This window comes from Acinetobacter sp. SwsAc6, assembly GCF_013391565.1.
Classification (GTDB): Bacteria; Pseudomonadota; Gammaproteobacteria; order Pseudomonadales; family Moraxellaceae; genus Acinetobacter; species Acinetobacter cumulans.
The window spans coordinates 165,885-179,726 of record NZ_JACAXE010000007.1 but is presented as its reverse complement, the minus strand read 5'-3'; the positions used below and the strand labels follow the sequence as shown (position 1 = coordinate 179,726).

21 protein-coding genes and 1 pseudogene are annotated in these 13,842 nt (G+C 41.3%); all 22 read right to left on the bottom strand.

The window, feature by feature from the left end; translation table 11 throughout:
* Nucleotides 1–677 (bottom strand): annotated as a pseudogene (locus HYG93_RS07690) (hypothetical protein); the annotation flags it as partial.
* Nucleotides 646–897 (bottom strand): hypothetical protein, encoded by a 252-nt coding sequence (locus HYG93_RS07685; protein ID WP_178962258.1) that lies wholly within the window; start codon nucleotides 895–897, stop codon nucleotides 646–648. The gene HYG93_RS07685 and the pseudogene HYG93_RS07690, both read right to left, overlap by 32 nt.
* A gap of 11 nt (nucleotides 898–908) precedes the next feature.
* Nucleotides 909–1,112 carry a hypothetical protein gene (locus HYG93_RS07680; RefSeq protein ID WP_120402465.1) on the bottom strand — a complete coding sequence of 68 codons (204 nt, stop codon included), beginning with the start codon at nucleotides 1,110–1,112 and terminating at the stop codon, nucleotides 909–911.
* Complete coding sequence (locus HYG93_RS07675; protein ID WP_256733397.1) at nucleotides 1,112–2,077, bottom strand: DUF2163 domain-containing protein; 966 nt, start codon at nucleotides 2,075–2,077, stop codon at nucleotides 1,112–1,114. Before HYG93_RS07675 ends, HYG93_RS07680 begins: the two co-directional genes overlap by 1 nt.
* A 1-nt stretch (nucleotide 2,078) precedes the next feature.
* Nucleotides 2,079–3,224 carry a hypothetical protein gene (locus HYG93_RS07670; protein WP_178962256.1) on the bottom strand — a complete coding sequence of 382 codons (1,146 nt, stop codon included), beginning with the start codon at nucleotides 3,222–3,224 and terminating at the stop codon, nucleotides 2,079–2,081.
* Nucleotides 3,221–6,241, bottom strand: a complete 3,021-nt coding sequence (locus HYG93_RS07665; RefSeq protein WP_178962254.1) for a lytic transglycosylase domain-containing protein — start codon at nucleotides 6,239–6,241, stop codon at nucleotides 3,221–3,223. The genes HYG93_RS07670 and HYG93_RS07665 overlap by 4 nt, the downstream gene beginning before the upstream one ends.
* Nucleotides 6,242–6,301: 60 nt before the next feature.
* A complete protein-coding gene (locus tag HYG93_RS07660) occupies nucleotides 6,302–6,625 on the bottom strand; it encodes a hypothetical protein (protein WP_178962252.1) in 324 nt (107 codons plus the stop codon).
* Nucleotides 6,626–6,632: 7 nt separating this feature from the next.
* Complete coding sequence (locus HYG93_RS07655) at nucleotides 6,633–7,172, bottom strand: hypothetical protein (RefSeq protein WP_178962250.1); 540 nt, start codon at nucleotides 7,170–7,172, stop codon at nucleotides 6,633–6,635.
* A 60-nt stretch (nucleotides 7,173–7,232) separates the two neighbouring features.
* Entirely contained in the window at nucleotides 7,233–7,889 is a 657-nt protein-coding gene (locus HYG93_RS07650) for an ORF6N domain-containing protein (protein WP_178962248.1), read from the bottom strand.
* 412 nt (nucleotides 7,890–8,301) lie between these two features.
* Nucleotides 8,302–8,682 carry a hypothetical protein gene (locus tag HYG93_RS07645; RefSeq protein ID WP_178962246.1) on the bottom strand — a complete coding sequence of 127 codons (381 nt, stop codon included), beginning with the start codon at nucleotides 8,680–8,682 and terminating at the stop codon, nucleotides 8,302–8,304.
* Nucleotides 8,672–8,863, bottom strand: a complete 192-nt coding sequence (locus tag HYG93_RS07640; RefSeq protein WP_178962244.1) for a hypothetical protein — start codon at nucleotides 8,861–8,863, stop codon at nucleotides 8,672–8,674. Before HYG93_RS07640 ends, HYG93_RS07645 begins: the two co-directional genes overlap by 11 nt.
* 293 nt (nucleotides 8,864–9,156) lie before the next feature.
* The gene (locus HYG93_RS07635) at nucleotides 9,157–9,369 is read right to left on the bottom strand and encodes a hypothetical protein (RefSeq protein ID WP_306172555.1); all 213 of its coding nucleotides are present in this window, start codon (nucleotides 9,367–9,369) and stop codon (nucleotides 9,157–9,159) included.
* Nucleotides 9,370–9,416: 47 nt separating this feature from the next.
* Nucleotides 9,417–9,851 carry a phage tail assembly chaperone family protein, TAC gene (locus HYG93_RS07630; protein ID WP_178962242.1) on the bottom strand — a complete coding sequence of 145 codons (435 nt, stop codon included), beginning with the start codon at nucleotides 9,849–9,851 and terminating at the stop codon, nucleotides 9,417–9,419.
* A complete protein-coding gene (locus HYG93_RS07625) occupies nucleotides 9,851–10,330 on the bottom strand; it encodes a phage tail tube protein (RefSeq protein ID WP_178962241.1) in 480 nt (159 codons plus the stop codon). The genes HYG93_RS07630 and HYG93_RS07625 overlap by 1 nt, the downstream gene beginning before the upstream one ends.
* Nucleotides 10,331–10,399: 69 nt before the next feature.
* On the bottom strand, nucleotides 10,400–10,762 hold the full coding sequence (locus HYG93_RS07620) for a DUF3168 domain-containing protein (RefSeq protein WP_178962239.1): 363 nt from the start codon (nucleotides 10,760–10,762) through the stop codon (nucleotides 10,400–10,402).
* Nucleotides 10,759–11,229 carry an HK97-gp10 family putative phage morphogenesis protein gene (locus tag HYG93_RS07615; RefSeq protein WP_178962237.1) on the bottom strand — a complete coding sequence of 157 codons (471 nt, stop codon included), beginning with the start codon at nucleotides 11,227–11,229 and terminating at the stop codon, nucleotides 10,759–10,761. Before HYG93_RS07615 ends, HYG93_RS07620 begins: the two co-directional genes overlap by 4 nt.
* Complete coding sequence (locus tag HYG93_RS07610; protein ID WP_178962235.1) at nucleotides 11,226–11,567, bottom strand: phage head closure protein; 342 nt, start codon at nucleotides 11,565–11,567, stop codon at nucleotides 11,226–11,228. Before HYG93_RS07610 ends, HYG93_RS07615 begins: the two co-directional genes overlap by 4 nt.
* Nucleotides 11,568–11,574: 7 nt before the next feature.
* Complete coding sequence (locus tag HYG93_RS07605) at nucleotides 11,575–11,763, bottom strand: hypothetical protein (protein ID WP_178962233.1); 189 nt, start codon at nucleotides 11,761–11,763, stop codon at nucleotides 11,575–11,577.
* Nucleotides 11,750–11,929 carry a hypothetical protein gene (locus HYG93_RS07600; RefSeq protein ID WP_178962231.1) on the bottom strand — a complete coding sequence of 60 codons (180 nt, stop codon included), beginning with the start codon at nucleotides 11,927–11,929 and terminating at the stop codon, nucleotides 11,750–11,752. The genes HYG93_RS07605 and HYG93_RS07600 overlap by 14 nt, the downstream gene beginning before the upstream one ends.
* The gene (locus HYG93_RS07595) at nucleotides 11,930–12,217 is read right to left on the bottom strand and encodes a head-tail connector protein (protein WP_178962229.1); all 288 of its coding nucleotides are present in this window, start codon (nucleotides 12,215–12,217) and stop codon (nucleotides 11,930–11,932) included. It abuts the gene before it with no gap.
* Complete coding sequence (locus HYG93_RS07590; RefSeq protein ID WP_178962227.1) at nucleotides 12,198–13,472, bottom strand: phage portal protein; 1,275 nt, start codon at nucleotides 13,470–13,472, stop codon at nucleotides 12,198–12,200. The genes HYG93_RS07595 and HYG93_RS07590 overlap by 20 nt, the downstream gene beginning before the upstream one ends.
* 11 nt (nucleotides 13,473–13,483) lie before the next feature.
* Entirely contained in the window at nucleotides 13,484–13,786 is a 303-nt protein-coding gene (locus HYG93_RS07585; RefSeq protein ID WP_178962225.1) for a hypothetical protein, read from the bottom strand.
* Nucleotides 13,787–13,842: the final 56 nt, after the last annotated feature.

Sequence of the window (13,842 nt, the reverse complement as noted above, 5' to 3'; positions counted from 1 at the left end):
TTGATACGTTCCCGAATCATAATTGCTTTGCCCTCACCGGGCAAAATCTGCGTATTTGGTGCAGGCAGGCCAGATCCATTTACATAGCCAAATGGACTTTGCGCTTCAGGCCAAGCTGAATCATTGAAATCTACAGCGGCAAAAGATGCCAGCTGTGACAACGCTGTAAATCCGCTTTGCACATGATATTTATATGCAGAGTCTAAAGATTTCGAGATTACACGCGCATTAATTTCCGCTTTTTCGTCATACCACTGCAGTTGACCATCATGACGAGTATGAATGCGTTTTACACGCCAAGTTGATTCAGGAAATTGCGGTGATGTGCCGTAATAAAAGTTATCAAACACGACTGAAACAACACCGCGGTAAGCAGAAATCAACCCACCAAATGCATCTGAAATAGAACTGCAGATCTCCTGCAATTTGGTGCTTTTTGGCTGGTCATGTGCGCCAAAATGCAACTCGATACCGCCTTGCACACCGCCAGCTTGCTCATCACCGCCGAATAATGCTGGTTTATCAACAAAGATTGTTTTGTTTTCAGATTCTTCATTCAAATACGCATCTTTGTCTTGAAAAGATATCTTTGTGATCGAGTCTACTGGGCCATGGCACAAGACAGCATGCGCACTCGCTCTGTACTTATAGCCGACCGTTGATTTCTTTTTCTTCATCTTGTGCTTTCCGAATTACTTGTTGTGCCATTGGGTCATGGCCGAATAACTCATTAAATTTTTCGAACGACATTCCGTTTTTATAAAATTCCTGCACCTCAGTACTGGAAAGCCCATAATTCATAAAAAACCGCTTCGCACCGAGCGTACACATCCCGCAAGCGCGAATATGACGAACAAAAATAAAGCCCGCGGTTTGCGAGCTGTTTTGATCTTCCATTTCAGATACCTTTATTTCTGAATTGCTTCAGGCGCTTCTGCTTTAAATGCAGTGAAGTTTGGCGATACATCACACGTGCCAAAAATCACACAAATTGAACCACCTTCATCCGCCTTCGTGCCTTCCTGCTCCCCGGGACTTGGTGTTGTGGTCTTCATCTTTGGTTGCAGAAAAAACGATGCAAGCGATATTACAATCGCAACGACTGCCCACATTATGCGTTCCTCGTAGTAGATGGGTTGTCTTCGGGCATATATGCAAAACCCAGATGATTGTCTGTGTTATTAAAGCGGTCGCATGCAGTAAGTGACTTCATACAGCCTGGATATGCCACAACAAAAAATACGGATTCCGAAGCAATATTGAATGCTTCCTGCTTTTGGTCCACCAAAGCCTGCGCATCGGCAAAATCCTGCTCGTAATTTGGATCGTTTTCATCCAGCGCATCACGCGTAGCAATGGTCTGATCCAGCTCTAAAACTGCAGTTTGATACGCTAACAAATCAGCATCACTTGTAATTTGATCAGCAAGCGAGTCCAGTCGGCGGATGATATTCACTGTATTGCCTGCGCTTGATTCAATACCGACACTGACGCCGAATGCACTTTGCAACATGCCTAGTCTGAAATAGTTATCATCAAAGCTTAGATCGCGTAGTTCGATTGCATTCGCAGTCACTGATTTAATTGTTGTCTGCACTCCCCAATCCGCTTTATTCAATCGACATCCATTGCCATACAAGTCATGACAGCATGTACGCTGAAATTTCAGACGTGCACCAGCTCTGCCCAGCTTCGTAAAGTTTGTTTCTGATTTTAGAACGATACTTGCGCCCGAAGGCTTGACTGATACAACACGGCCTTGCCACAAAATCGATTGTTGGCCATGCTGGAATTTAATCACTTTTACATATACGTTTTCTTCAAGTGCAGAGCGCAGGCAGTCTTGTGCAAACTTAGAATCGCGTGCAAATGTGATTTCAAGCGGATCTTTTTCAAGATCACTGCTATTTTTGATTTCACTGCGTGAGATTGTAATTTGCTCATACACCACATCATTCAGTTCAACTTCTGCATCGCCAGACGTGTAGTAAAACTTTTCTGTACCGCGAGTGAACTCGTACAGCTCACGACGTGTTGCTGAGTCAAACATATTTCGAAAGAATGTGCGTACACCCATGTCAGACTCCTATTTCTAAAATCGGCACACTCACTTCGACAATGCCGGCGCCTTGATAATGAATATCAATCGAGTCCGCGTCGAGACGATGCAGGCCAAGATATGAAATACGCTCAATAGCGCTGGCATTTTTATTCAATGCTGGTGTAATGGTGATCTGTGTTGAATTTCCTGCCACTGGCGCCGAAGCTGTAATCGTGTGTGCAGTCCAATTTCCGTCACTCTTAATTGCAATATGCTTGCGCAGATCCGCCAGCTGTTTATGCTGATCATGCTCTATCAGCATTACAGATGAAATCAGACCAGTGCTTTTACAGCGCATATTTGATTCGTATGTCGGCAACCAAAAAGGCCGAAATCGGCCTTGTCGACGAAACAGAAACTGTCGATATGCATACAACTGTTCGGGCCCTTTTAAAACTGTGCGATATTGCTTGCCGTAGCGCGCATGGTTCCAGTCTGAGCCCTGATAAATCTGGCCAATTTCAGAATCGATAATCACTTGATTCTGCGAAATCGTCGTTTCAAGACTGCCACCGTTCAACATCAGACAAAACTTATCCAAGTCATTTCCAAGAAACTGTACTGGCACACTTTCCTGAACTTCTGGCTCATCTAATACAACAAATGTGACGTTTGAACGTGCATAGAAATTGCTGACCTGTCGTGAAATATCACCACTGATAAAGCACACCCGCACCGGGTAAAGCTTTGCTTTTGCCATGGTTGCTGATTCGGAAATCAGCAAACCATCGGTTTGAACTTCAAGCACTTCAACAAGTTGAAAAACAGTGTCACTTTTAAGTAATGCGAGACTGCCCACGTAGAAAGAAAATATATCCGTACGGCATTCAATGAAATCACCGTCCACAGCACCGACATATTGCGACTCCTGTGCCAGCGGTACTGCCCAAAGCTTGCGAATGCCACCCCATTGCACATTGAAGTTTTGAGAAACTTCGTCATGCAGCGCAATAGAAGAAAAGCTCAGCGTTTGCCGAGCTTTGTCTTTTAGCGGAGTCCGCTGTTCTGTGCCGTTTTTAGCTTCAAAAACATCGGTTTTAAAGGCCAGCGTTTCTGTCGCATCAGTCAGTATCGGCGTTGTCAGCAAAATGACATCACCGAATTTTTCAGTGCTTATGATCATGCAAGAATCGCCTTAAGTGATGTTCGATTATTCTTAATGAAATTTATGAATGTTTTGGTTCCAGCAGTTGTCCCCATAAAATCACCAACAATAGATGGATCTAGAATATTGTTGATTTGCAAGTGCTGTGGGGTTAGTTGTGCTGAAGCATTCTGCTGTGTTTGATTGACGTAATCTTGCATAGCAGGGCTTTGAACATTCATCAGTTTAGGCGCATCAAGAGCCAAACCACCATCTGCAAAACCATTACGGATAGAATCTCGCAAAGCAAAGAAACCCGCTGGCCCACCTAATGCAGCGATTTCTTCCTGATTCAGCACCCCCTCGCCCTTATGGACGATTCCTGCTGGCTCGTACTTACCGCCAAAGCCTGTAAACCCACCTCCAGCAAACCCGACAGGCGAAAGTGCTGAAACAGCCGCTTCAAGCAGACCTGTTTGCATTACTGCCATACCCACTGCGGGCATGTTGAGTGGGAATGTAGCAGAAGCCCATGCTTTAGAAATAGCTACTTTGCTGTCCATCATGACTGAGTATAATGCAAAGCTTTTTTGAGCCAATCCCAAAACTGTGTATGCAGAACTAGATGAATCAACTAAGCCCATCATCATGCCCGCAAAATCGGCACCATATTGCGCACCATAAGACAACTGCATTTCTAAGCGCTGGCGCTGGTACTCTTCCTCAGTAATCAGCATTTCATCACGTGCAGCCTTTAGTAGATTCATGTCTTGCTGATACGGCGATTCATCAAGCCCCATCATCGATTTATAATCAGACCAAACGCTTTCACGTTTTTCGTTTTGCTCTATACCTTGCTGAATATTTGCCTGCTTAATCAAGGCATTCTTCATATCAGGTGAGTATTCAGATGTCGCTAAAATTTCTTCACGTACTAGCGAATAATACTGTTCAGCATAGTCACCTGCAGTCATCCATTTTTGACGAACTTCAAGCAAAGCCTTCTTTTCACTTAAATCTTTTAACTTTTGTGCTTGGGTATGAGCTGATAAACCTTTTTCATAAGCAGTATTCTGCAGACCAGTGTACTTCTTAATCGCAGAATCATCTCCAGCAAATGCATAATTAATTGCCTTTAATTTTCCAATATGATCAAGCTCAAGTTTTTCACGTTCAGTTAAATAGTTTTGAATAACAGATTTTTGTGAACGAAGAATCTCATCCACATACTGGACAGCATCTGAAGCAGTTGTACCCACACCTTTCAGTGTTGAATCCATATACCCCATGACATTTTTTACATACTCACGGTTAATAGGACCTAGCCCCGTGCCACGCTCAACGTTACCCTCACCTGCATGGTAGGCTGAAATTGCTTTCTCCCAAGAACCAAACTTGTCATACAGAAACTGAAAATACTTGGCAGCAGCTTCAGCAGATTTCCCTGTATTAAAAACATCACTACCAAGCAGTCCGAAACGTTTTGCAGTTGTATCAATTAGTTGGAAACCACCTTTAGCAGTGCCATGCTTGGTTGAAGGACCAATAGCATTGGCATTACCACGACTTTCTTGCATATTTACTGCTGAAAGCAAGCCACTTGGTAATTTGTATTGACTTTCTAAACTTGCAAATCCGAACTTGGCTGCATTTGCCTGCACCTTTGCATTAACCTGAAGTTCTTTATTTAACTTGGCTTTAGCAGCAGCCTGTTTTTCAGCAGCTTTGGCATTTTCCTCTGCCTCTTTGGTATTGGTCTTAATACCTTTGGCTGATTGCTCGGATGCATTGCCAACTGCCAAATTCACCTGTGACAGCTTATCTAGCTTGGTTAATGATGAATCCAGAACACCACTTGCACCATCCATTGCCTTTTGAATGGTCATGGCACCACTTACAAAAGTGTTTTTTGCGATGGTAAACCCATTTGATAATCCTTGTGCAAGTGCTTGCGCTTTGGCTTTGGCACCGTCAGCATCCCAAACATTGACTGCCGTATCTGCAACATTTTTTGCCTGATCAATAAAGCCAGAAATCAGATTAATCAAGACTTCGATAGATGCAGCAACACCAATAATGACAACACCAACACCCTTGGCGATATATCCAACAGACTGGATCACACTGCCAAACTGCCCACCTTTACCAGCACCCTCTATAAAGTAGCCGATTACACTATTTAATGCGGGCATCATTTGTGCTGTAAGCTGGGTTTTAAAGCCATCGAAGCGCATACGGACAGATTCAGTTTGAGCAGCCAGAAGCTTGGATTGTTCTAAAGCCTCCTTAGACTTAATAACCCCTGCTTCCTCTAAGGCCTCACCATACTGACTTAACAGAGAACCATTTTCCGCAAACAATGGAGCCAAGTTACCAAGGTCAGATGCCAAGCTTTCAAATACAAAACGTCGCTCTTGACTGGTTGCACCAAGCTCATCCATTTTGTCATTCAGCATCTGGACAGCTTCTACACCATCCTTGCCCTGTAACGTTTTACCAAATACTTTGATTTGGTCATCGGTCATTTTGGTATTGTTTTTTAGTGCATCAAAGAAGTCTGCTGCACCACCACCTTCGGTTGCACTAAACTCACCGAGCTTTTCCTGCACATCTGCAAAAATAGAACCCAATTGATCCTGTGAAATACCTAAGCCAGATGCCGCGTACTCTAAAATCTGAAAGCTTTTAGTGCTGATATTTGCACGGTTTGCCAAGATTTGAAGTTGCGCATCAGCTTTGGCTGTTTCAATTGCCATTTTTGCCAAGGCAGCCGTACCAACAACTACACCACCAACAGCCATACCCGCAAGCGCGCCAGTAGCAACTAAAGCACCACCACGAATTGAACCTAATTTCGTATTAAAGTTATCGATAATTGAACCAAGTTGTGTACCGCTAAAAGTTTCAGCGACCTGATCTTTTAAGGCAGCAAACCCCTTTTTAATGTTATCAGCACCTTTTTTAGCTTTACGCTCTGCTGCATCTAAACCTTGTTCAAAGCCAGCAAGTTTTAGCAATAAATCTACAGTTAAGAGCCCAAGGGATGATGTCGCCATACTTTTCTCCAGGCATAAAAAAAACCCTGCATTTGCAGGGTCTTAGACTAATTTAACTTGTTACTCATACATTGCCATACAACCAAGCATGTACTTGTTAGCAAACTCAGTTATTTCCTTATCCTTATATTCCTTAGTTTCATATTTAGGCTGCGAATAAGCATCGATGATAATTTTTCTCTCAATTTCACCATATGGATTATCCTTGTCATCAACTTTAAACTCTTGCAAAGCTTTAGACATCGGTAATCCATCTTGCCTTACTAACATTATATAATGTGCCATGATTTCATATTTTGCACACTTTTGACTGCTAGTTTGCTGAGCTGCATTAACCCCAAAACTCACAAATAAACTGCTAATTATTAATAATAACCTGCTCATTTCAGACCTATTCAAAGATTTCTACACAATCTGTACCTTTGGTAAAACCAAGTAAATTATAAACCTTGGAATTATCCAAAGGGAGTTCAAAAAACTCATCAACTGTACGTTGGCCGGTGGTGAAGTATCTAACTGTTAATTTATCAGAATTAAGAATATTACTAATAATTCCACAATTTTTACTGGCTTTCCCGTGAAATGAAGGTGTTTCAATTTTATTATCAAACCCAGAAATTCTATTACCCGCCCCCAAACTCAACGGTCTACCTTTATTTGCTTTATAAATTACAGCATTTCTACGATTAATTTGATCTAAACTATTTGTTTTAAATCCTAAATAAACCATATCTTTAGAATGACCGCTTGCTGATGCAGATCTCGAATCTTTTCTAAAAATATAAACCTCACTCTCTCCATTAATACTTTTTAAACTAACTGCTGGAAATGCTTCATCAGAATATCCAGCTTTACTTTCAACCCACTCACTTGCAGAGACATGACTAAATCCCATAAAGCAAACACAAGCTGTTAATAATTTTGTTTTCATAAATAACCCCATCAAACTCAAAAGTCTAATGAGGATATTATGAATTATTTAATTAATCTACTATACACCGCGCCAATTCAATCTACCCAGTATTGGCAACAGATCTGCATCCAGCTCTAAACTTTCACCCAAACGCTCCAGCGACCTAGAAAAAAGCTCTAATTCCTGAATAATCGTTTGGCAATCTTTCTTCACTACATCCAGCTGCGCCCGACGGATCATGGCGTATTGATCGGCCTGCCGTACAATTAAAGTGCCGTCTTTTTGGTTTTCTACAAAATAACGACCTTCGGCTTTAGGCAAATACAAATCATTGCCTGTCTGTCGGTATGCTGTCTTTTGCTGTACCGCAGGTGCTGCACTTTGTTGCGGTTTAAAATAACTATCTTCCAAACGCTCGAACACATCCCAAGCATGGTCGGTATCTAACATTTTGGCATGACGCGCAGCGCCACGCTCAGTCCATAAAATTAAGCGTGCTGCACGAATTGAAACATGGTGAACATTATTCACCATGTTCTTGAATTCCTTTAACTCAGCACCTTCCAATTTAAAATAATGCTTACCTTCGATAAAACGCTCAGTATTATTTGAAAAATTCTTTTTAATATTATTTTGCACTGTTCCATAAAATTCAGCCAGCTGTGCAGTCGTCACAACAGGTTGATTTTTAAAACGGATGATTTGATTTTTAGATGCAGAAATTTGTGTACTCATGATGAAACTCCTTAAAAAGAGGAATTCACCACCAAATTTAGGCTAATAAATTGGGTGGCGAGTTAAGCAGGATTAGCCTTACCAGTCATCATGAGCCTGGCGCGCCGAAACGCTCCTACCTAACCCGCCATAGCAGGTGCTGTTCTGCAAGATGCAGAAAGCTATAGGCAATAAAAAACCGCGAAAGCGGCCATATTGACCATGATGAAATTGATTGGAGGCTAACCCAAACACTAGATTTTGCTAGTGCCTTTTTAAAGTAGCTTGGATTGTGCATCTTGTCAATTTCATTTCGGGTTTTTGCCAATATACAGCAAAATCAAAGTTTAGTTAATATTTTTGGTTAAATTTAAGTTTACTTAATATTTAGGGTGTAAAAAACCCTGCAAATGCAGGGTTTTTGTTAGGCAAATTATTTATTTTTAAAAATAAAAGCAACTGCCAGAGTTCCAATGGTCACAGTGGCAATTGTACCACCTGCACCCGGTGCACCATTCAATGCGACGTAACCACCGCCAACAATACCGCAAATACCAATTGCGCCTGCAAAAAGCTGGCCTAAAATTCTTTCAGCAAAAATGAATTTATTAGTCCGACTTGTCTGCTTACGTCGTTCTATAGCTTCTTCAGTTGTCATCTTTACGACCCAATCGACTAAATCGGGTCTAAATGAATGCAATTTTTCAAGCTCATTGGTATATACGATTGGTGCATCAGACTCTTGGTGATGAACTTGAACTTCATCACCTTTACCATTACGTGCGCCAACGGCCACCCGTTTGTTACCGGCCATAGGCCTCCCGTGCTTTATTTTGAATATCGTTACCAACAGCATGAACGTCATTACGCAAATTCATTTGGTCTTGACGGAAGCCATTAGTAACTTGCTTATATTTACGCTGCTTATGTGGAGCTTCTAATATTACACCCGCTCCATCAAACAAGTTTGATAAGTGACGAATAATAGTTTCCATTTATTTCCCCAGTTGAGGTTCTAGTTACTTAAACAATAACTAGAAAGTATTGCTGAATAATGGATATGTACATAAAACTACATACAAAAACAAAATCTGCAAAAAAAGACCAGTTGAATGGTCTTTACGCTGTATTAAAGAATAAAATGAACAAAATTTAATCTTTGTTCAGATATGGAAAAAATAACACAGCACAAATAATTGTCAATAAAACATTGACCAAAAAACTCACTAAAGAATATTAAATCTAAGCTGGCATAATATTATTGATTAACATTTAATCCAGCTTAGATTTACTCATCAAAATCAAAAATATCACCTTTAGGCTCAGGCGTATCTTCATGTGGCATAAACACCACAGGATTCATTTCTGTACCCGGCTTACTTTTAGATGAGACATATACAGTCAACAAACCACCAATTGCCTGCTCAACACGACGGCCCACATTGAGTGAACCGCGTTTGTTTCTATAGGCTGCCCACATCATTACTTCTGCATTGGTCAAATTCTGTTTTGCTTTCGCAATCGTTTTACCGCCAATGCCATTTATGACTAACTCACACCAGAATTCGTCTTCTGCTGTGATGCCATCTTTCCCTGTGCTAACTTCAGTGCAGCATCTAACCCTGTTACCGCATTAAATACTGCACTGGCCAAACTTTGCGTAAAGTTTTGCTGTACTTGCTCTTTGACTAAATAGTTTTCGCCATTTTCATCTACCAAAGCCAAAGCAATCCATTCAGCAACAACATCTTCACCCTTGTTTAAACGTGTATACAAAGGTTCTGTTGTGGCAAACGAAAGCTGTTTAATGCGTACATCAACAGATTCAACCGCCCCATCATGGAAAAACTCCACAACTTGATCACGGATCTGACCAACCAGCGAACCCAACGCAATCGCTTTCAAATCTAATTTTGGCTTAGACGGCGGAGCTGTTTGCGGTTGTTGCTCTTCAACTTTTTCCACTAATTTCTTTTTAGCCATTATGGACCTACCACAATTGTACGTTTATGACGGGTAATACCTGAGTTGCGCACAAGCGCAAAGGTATAGCTTTCTACAGAATCAACTTCAACATCGTTTGGTGCCGTTGGGTTGATGTATGCCTTAAACTCATTCCATGCACGTGTTGTCGGTAACTTCACCCCAACAACTGGATCAATGGTCGGCGCATCTTTGGAATGACCTGAACCGATGTACCATGTTAGGGTTTTACCCGATTCAGCAATTTCAATTAACTTGTCATGACTATCATTTTCATCATCATAAGTAATTTCAATAGAACCTTCCCCAGGATCACGCATACCGCGTTCATAGGTTTTTGAATCTGCATCTAAACAAGTCACATCAATCTTAGAAAATGAGTCTTGGCCATAACCATATTTTTTCACACACTTAAAGCGAAGGATTTCATCATCCCACACAACAAAGCCTTGTGTACCTTGGGTTTTCACAACTGCCATGAGTAGCTACTCCTTATTTCAGGCATAAAAAAAACCACTCAAAAGAGTGGCTCAAAATTAAAATATTATTCACCGATCCATCCACCAACTACCATCAAACCCACGCCCAAAAATATCTGTATCCCCTTTTCGTTCGTGATAATTCGGATGTGTCCCAGTAATATAGCAATGGCTTTCCAGAACTTCAGCAATCATTTTTCGATATTCAGATGCTCGCGTTGCTTGAATGTCATACACCACAAGTTGAAACGAAATCTGATCAATAACTGGCAGGTCTGCCAAATTGTTCTCAGGTTGACCACCAATATTTGACCACACCGCATAAGGATAAGGTGTCTTATTGGGTGCAATATCTTCATAGATTCGGTCTGCAAACACAGCAGAAACCTCAGGATGCTGCAGCAAAATAGGAGCAATTGGCAAAATGTTCATCGTTTCGCAAGCTCCTTATCTAACTCTTCACTAAAATTCTTTGAAAAACTATTGGTTACTTGCTGAATATTGTTTGCCAACGCTGGACGCATAAAAGGTTGAGCTGCATGATGTGAATTACCTAACTCTATATGTCTCCAATGCACCGTTTCACCACCAGGTAATGCAGCAAGTTTTGCTCGATTAGACTTGGCATTGACTGCAGCACCACCTCGAACACCAACACGCATTCGCACAACACTTTTATCTTTGGACTTACTGCTCGCGATTGAAATGTTTTTCCAAATTCTCTCAGAAGTTTCAGGGTTATCAATTGATTTAGCGCCATTGCGCGCAGCATCACGCACAATACGCATAGCTTTACGTGCGGCACGGGTGGCAGCATTACGGGTAAATTTTTGATTTCCCAAACGCTTTATTTTCTGCTGGATTTCATCCATGCCTTCTATTTCAACACTCAAACTCATAAGGGTTCCTCCGCAAGCGAAAGCATCAAAGTCATATAAGTATTGCCATCACGATCATCCGGCATAGGTGGCGAAGTAATTTGGTACGCTTTCCCCTTAAACAACACTCGCATTTCAGTTGTAATATCATCCCGTTTCCGCAGTTTTAAACGAGCAATTACCTCCGAACCTGCAGCTTTAGCGGCAATCAAATCCTTTCCTGAAAATCCCGACAATTTACCCCACAGCGTTTTATATTCAGACCAAACTTTCCCTGTTGAGTTGTTATATTGATCTCGTTGATCAACATATTGCTGAATAACAACACGATGTCGAAGCTCACTTGCTAATGAACCCATATTCACCTCAATCCAAGCTACGCATTGGGTCTTTATCTTCGGATTCATCACTAAGAACTAAATCAAGCAACACACCGTTTTGATCCACAATTTTGGTCATTAATTCATTTTGTGCAGTCATGAGCTGCATAAGCCCGTTAATCTTTTCACAACTATGGCACTGACAAGATGTTATCGCATTTTTAGGTTTTGCCATGATATTCGCCCTCTATTGAAAGCCCAAACTGATAAGCCTTCCATGCCAATTCAATGGCAGGCACTTCAAATACACCATTTCGGCGTATAAATAGACGCTCACCATGAATGAAAACTAAATTTGTGTATTGCGGTGTTTGTTTTACGAAAGCGATGAAGTCGTTCATCTAGACCACCAACGGCACATAGTATTTAGACAGCAAATCCTTCACCGGCTGCGGCAAAAATCCATCATTTGAAGGCGTGTCTTTATTTACTCCACGATGTTCATCGAAATAACCACACATCATCAAAACTGCCCGCTGCTGAATCTTATTTTCAGCATCAAATTTCGTCAGTACATGATCTTTTACAGCTTGCTCTGCACTGTCCATAATGGATTGCAGGTCTAAAGCCACAATATCGTCATCGTCATAGCGAAGATGACGGGCTACGTCATTCACTGTTAGCGCCATCACCATCTCCATTTGATTTACCAGAACCCGAAGCAAACGGATCATCTTTCGAATCACGTTTTGAAATCGCTTCAAGTGAATAATTTTGCTGTTGCATATATGGTGTATGACCACCAAGAACAGGCGCGTAATTAAATACCGCCCGCGCCTCATTGGGTGCAAATATACCGCGTTGCACACCAAGCGAATAAAAGTTCATTTGCGAAATACTATCCATACGAAGCAAGTTCGAAAGATCAAGAAATACTTCATAGCCTTTGGCTTTTAAGTCAAAAGCAACATCAAAGCAGTTTTCAATCGCTTCAATCGGACTTTGCAGACAACTATTCAAGTAGATCCGTTCCATGTCTTCAACTTTTTGACCTTGCGGAATACTGCCAATGCCAATTTTCCAAGGCGGGACATTAAAGACAGAACAACAAATTTCAGCAGACCATTTATGCTGCTCGATCATTTGCGCATCCGCAGCTGGCATAGACATCGCAATGTATTTCACATCGCCGCCAAGTACTGCTGTTTTGCCAATATTTTCACCAGAATAATTGGCTTCCCAGTTTTCTTTGATTGTTTGCGCATCTTCTTTAGATATTTTGCCTGGCATTGTCAAAATACCGCTTGGTCGACCGTTATTACCAAAGAATTTTGCGCCATATTTTTGAATAGCCGTCCCTTGCGAAGCTGATAAACCACAAGCGACCAAAGGGCTAATCCCAACCAGAGGATGGTACAAACAGTTCCAACGATCGTGGATAATTTCAGATGCTGGAAGAATGATTGATTCTTGTAATTTAGCCAGCTTATCAATGCCAATGCGGTAAAAGACATCACCGTCATCGCTGACCAAAGGCGTCACATTGTCAGGATTTAATACAATGAGCTGCTCTACATCACCTTTAAAATTTCGCAGCTTGAGCACATAAGTATTGCCGCGGGTTTCTTTGGAAATGATGTAATACTCAAGAAACTGCTGCATGGTTTGAAAATGATTTGGTTTTTCAAAAAATGGTAGATTTTTGTCCTTGGTTTTGACCCAAACGCCATTTTCTTTTTTGCGAAGCTCCAATGGCAGCTTGCCAATATCTTTTGAAATGATAGAAATGCAGGCAAAAACAGCATGAAATGAAAGTAAGTCTTCACGATTTAGCTCTATATTTCGCTGCCAAGCACCAGTGAAAGGTTCAAAAATTTTAGTCCACCCACCGTTATTAACTGTAGAGAAAGACTTTTTGCGAAACATCTTGCTAAAAAGACCCATTAAATTCACCCTTATTTAGACGCTTTTGAGCCTTTTTTGGCAGGCTTTTCGGTTTCTGGTAACGGTTCTGGTTGCTGAGCCACATCACCAAAGTCATCTACTACAGGACGACCATTTAAATTTAATAAAGCATCTGGCGGTATCTGCTCATATTCTTTTTCAGCTGCTAAACGTGCAGCTTCAGTTTGTTCTGAATCATCAAAAATTTCAGCAGCACCCATTTTAATCAGTACATTTGCTTCATAGTCTTGCAGGCTTTGTACAGTGCCAGCACGACCAGAGCAAAGGTCTTTTAAAAATTTAACTTTTGGCATTTTCTTGGTCCATAAAAAAGCCCCTTAAAAATAAGGGGCTTTGTGGCAATTTAATT